This window comes from Streptomyces sp. MB09-02B, from assembly GCF_033794485.1.
Taxonomy (GTDB): Bacteria; Actinomycetota; Actinomycetes; order Streptomycetales; family Streptomycetaceae; genus Streptomyces.
Genome location: NZ_JARGEE010000638.1, coordinates 1 through 3,560 on the forward strand (window position 1 = coordinate 1; position 3,560 = coordinate 3,560).

General features: G+C 70.4%; 2 protein-coding genes. Both read right to left on the bottom strand.

Translation table 11 applies throughout. The features are described from left to right. Positions 1-209: 209 nt before the first annotated feature. Positions 210-2,564, bottom strand: coding sequence for an SDR family oxidoreductase (locus P1P70_RS42095; RefSeq protein ID WP_319247402.1), 2,355 nt, complete (start codon positions 2,562-2,564; stop codon positions 210-212). Positions 2,565-2,566: 2 nt separating this feature from the next. Continuing rightward, positions 2,567-3,514 (bottom strand): aromatase/cyclase, encoded by a 948-nt coding sequence (locus tag P1P70_RS42100; protein WP_319247401.1) that lies wholly within the window; start codon positions 3,512-3,514, stop codon positions 2,567-2,569. Positions 3,515-3,560 lie beyond the last annotated feature (46 nt).

Here is a 3,560-nt window from a genome sequence, read left to right on the forward strand (position 1 = left end):
TCGTATCCTTGTTGTTGCTCTTGTTGCCGTGTTTTTTTTTGATGCAGAAGGGTCCATGCGATCTTTCTGTCTGTCTCGGGGGGTCGGAGATGTGTATATGGGGCCGCCCTCTCGGGCCGGGCCGGGCCGGCCGGGGTGGGGGGTCCGCGGCCGGCCCGGGCCGGCGCGAGAGGGGGCACTGGGCGCGTCGGCGGTCTTCTGGGGGCGGGTCAGCCGAGCAGGGTGCCGCCGGTGGCGTCGACGAAGGAGCCGGTGATCCAGCGGGCGTCGTCGGTGGCGAGGAAGGCCACCACGTCGGCGATGTCCTCGGGCTCGCCGATGCGGTTGAAGGCGGACATCTGTGCCATCTGCTCGACCGCTTCGGGGATGTCGAAGACGGGGTTGTCGTTGCGGGTGATGCCCGGCGCCACGGAGTTGACGGTGATGTTGCGCGGGCCGAGGTACTTCGCGAAGTGCAGGGCGAGCTGGTCGACGGCGCCCTTGGTCATCGCGTAGGCGATCTCGTCGGGGTTGGCGAAGCGGGTGAGGCCGGAGGTGATGTTGATGATGCGGCCGCCGTCGGGCATGTTCTTCAGGGCGCGCTGGATGAGGAAGAACGGTGCTTTGGCGTTGACGGCGAACAGTTCGTCGAATTTTTCCGGCGTGGTGTCCTCGGGGTTGGTTCCGCCCATCACTGCGGCGTTGTTGACCAGGATGTTCAGGTCGGTGCCACCGGTGCGCTCGCGCAGGCTGCTCTCGAGTTTGAGGAACAGCTCGTGCACATCGCCGGACACGCCGAGTTCGGCGCGGACGGTGAAGGCCCGGCCGCCGTCCTTCTCGATCCGGGCGACGACCTCGTCGGCCGCGTCCTTGCGCGAGGTGTAGTGGACGGCGACCAGTGCGCCCTCGGCTGCGAGGCGGACGGCGGCCGCGCGGCCCATGCCCCGGCTCGAGCCCGTGACGAGCGCGGTCTTGCCCGTGAGCCTGCCCATGTCTGTTCTCCACTTCTTCGCCGTTGCTGTGTCCGGCGACTTCGTCGGTGCCGGGGTCTTGGGGGGCCCGGCCGGTACCGGGTCCTGCTGGTGCTGCCGGGTCGTGGCCGGCCGGGCGGGTGCGGGTGCGCCGAACCAGCGCTCCAGTGCCCCTTCGAGGCCTGCTGTCGAGGTGCCGGCCCAGGCGATGTAGCCGTCGGGGCGCACCAGGAGGGTGTCGGCGCCGGCCACGGCGTCGGGGTGGGAGGTGGCGGTCACCGTGTGCACCGGGCCCGTCCAGCGGGCGGCGGCGGTGCGTGTGCGGTGCTGTCCGGCGCGGTCGCCGGGCAGCAGGAGCAGGGCGCCGCGTCCGGGGCGCAGGATCTCGGTGCTGGTGAGCGGTCCTTCCTCGGTGGTGAGCCGCCAGTGCGGCATGCGGGCGCCGTGCAGGGGGTGGTGGCCTGCTTGCGTGTCGTAACGGATGTCCAGGCCGGAGATGGTTGCGGCCAGGTGGGCCCGGACCTTGTCGCTGTTCTCGATCAGCTCGGCGATGACCTGGCGGACCGCGTCTACTTCCTGCGATCGAAGCAGCAGCAGTGCCTGGGTCCTGATGTTGCTCAGGACCTTCTGGCCGACGGCGTGCCGTTCGCTGTGGTAGCTGTCGAGCAGGCCGTCGGGGGCGCGTCCGGCCACCTGGGCGGCGAGTTTCCAGCCGAGGTTCGCGGCGTCCTGCAGTCCGAGGTTGAGGGCCTGGCCGCCGATCGGCATCTGCTGGTGGGCGGCGTCGCCCGCCAGGAGGAGCCGGCGGTCGCGGTAGGTGCTCGCCTGCCGGGATGCGTCACCGAAGGAGTTCACCCACAGCGGGGTGCCGGCGCTGATGTCCTCTCCGGTGACGCGCTGCCAGGTGTCGGCGATGTCCGCGAACTGTGGCTGCCTGCCGCGTGGCGTGGCGCCGAACTCGTGCACCATCACCCGGGTGGGCCGGCCGGGAGGCCGGGCGGCGATGGCCAGTCCTCTCTCCAGGCGCTCGAAGCGGCGAGGGCGGATGTCGAGGCCCGCCACGTCGGCGCGCAGCAGTTCGCGTCCGGCGTCGGCGCCGGGGAAGTCGAAGCCTCCCAGACGGCGCACGGCGCTGTTCTCGCCGTCGCAGCCGACGATGTACTGGGCCCGGAAGAACGCCGTTGTTCCCCCAGGGTTGCGCACTTCGGCTTCGGCGTGGTCCTCGGTCACGCTCAGCGCGGTCACTTCGTGTCCGCGTCTGATGTCCGCGCCGAGGTCCTGGGCCCACTGCCCGAGCAGTTCCTCGATGCGGGTCTGCGTGACCTTCCACTGGCCCGGGTGGGGGCTGGGCAGGGTGAGGTCGAGCGGGATCCCCCCGAAGTGGCCCTTGGGCTCGTGGGGTATCGCGCCGAGCGGCGCGAGCAGGTCGCGGCTGTCGAGGATCTCCATGGTGCGGGCGTGCAGGGTGGAGGCGCGCGACTCGGTGGTCGGCGCGGTGAGCTGCTCGAGGACCACCACGTCCGCGCCGGCGAGCCGCAGCTCGCCCGCGAGGAAGAGCCCGACCGGGCCGGCCCCGACCACGATCACCTGGGTGTGGGTGCGGTCCCCGGCCATGGTCATGCCGCCTTGTGCTCGGCGTGGTGCTTGGCGTGGCCCAGGGTGGCGCGGCTGTTGGTGCTCAGTGCGCTGCGGACGTAGTTCTTGGCGTCCTCGACGGTGGCGTCCGCGCCGAGGATCCGGGTGATGTTCTCGGTGTTGATGGTGACGGTGTGCTGGGAGGAGGCGGTGACGCCGTGGTCGTCGGGGGTGAACGTCCAGTAGCCGGTGTGCAGCGTCATCAGTGCCGGCAGTGTCACCTGCTTGTAGGCGATCCTGTCGTGCGGGAAGGTCACCCGGTACGACTTGGTGGTGTGCACCGAGCCGTCCTTGGCGCGGGTGTCCATCTCGAGCTCCTGCAGGCCGGCGGACGGTTCCGTGAAGCGGACGGTGGCGACGTGGGGCAGCCGCTGGGGCCACTTGTCCGCCTCGTTGACGAAGTCGAAGACGTCCTTGGCCGAGCCGTTGATGTGGACGGTGTCCTCGAAGGAGAAGGTCAGGTCGCGGGCCGCGTGGGCTGCTTCGACGTTCTTCTTCAGTGCGGCGAGTTCCGAGCGCGAGTTGCGGTCGACGGCCTCGTCGATCCACGCGAGGCTGTCGGCGTCGTCGTCGATGGCCCGGTAGTCGTGCAGGAGCCGGACGCGGGATCGGTCCGCGGTGAGTGCCTCGATGATCCAGGTGCCGCCCATCGAGGCGATCGGGGGGGCGGAGGTCTCCTGGCGGAAGGTGATCCGCAGCCGCTGGGGGTCGAGGGTCCGGCGCGAGGTCCAGTTCTTGGGCTCGCCGTTGGCGGTGGCCCAGATCCGGATGCGTTCCTCGTGCTCGCCCTGTTCCACGTGATCGACGTAGATGGTCGGCGGGAAGATCCGGGGCCAGTTCTGCACCTCGGCGATCAGCCGGTAGACGGCGGTGGCGGGAGCGGAGACGGTGATCTCGTGCTCCACCTCGCGCGGGCCGGGCTGTGGCATGCTCATGCTCCTCGGTTCGGGGGTCGGATGCGGGTCGGGCGGCGGG

Coding starts and splice junctions, on each gene's coding strand:
- P1P70_RS42100 (WP_319247401.1), bottom strand. CDS start 3,514: ATGCCACAGCCCGGCCCGCGCGAGGTGGAGCACGAGATCACCGTCTCC.
- P1P70_RS42095 (WP_319247402.1), bottom strand. CDS start 2,564: ATGGCCGGGGACCGCACCCACACCCAGGTGATCGTGGTCGGGGCCGGC.